Source organism: Leptolyngbya sp. CCY15150 (assembly GCF_016888135.1).
Classification (GTDB): domain Bacteria; phylum Cyanobacteriota; class Cyanobacteriia; order RECH01; family RECH01; genus RECH01.
The window spans coordinates 1-247 of record NZ_JACSWB010000002.1 but is presented as its reverse complement, the minus strand read 5'-3'; the positions used below and the strand labels follow the sequence as shown (position 1 = coordinate 247).

General features: G+C 53.4%; 1 pseudogene. It reads right to left on the bottom strand.

Annotated features, from left to right (window positions below):
- Positions 1-247, bottom strand: a pseudogene (locus JUJ53_RS00010) (photosystem II q(b) protein); the annotation flags it as partial.

The window sequence follows — 247 nt, the reverse complement described above, 5'->3', positions numbered from 1 at the left end:
ACATCCGCCCAAGTTCCGATGACGCGACCCTGAGAGTCAATCACGGACTGGTTGAAGTTGAAACCGTTCAGGTTGAACGCCATGGTGCTAATACCCAGGGCGGTGAACCAGATACCCACTACGGGCCATGCACCCAAGAAGAAGTGCAGAGCGCGGGAGTTGTTGAAGCTGGCGTATTGGAAGATCAAACGACCGAAGTAGCCGTGAGCCGCAACGATGTTGTAGGTCTCTTCTTCTTGTCCAAACT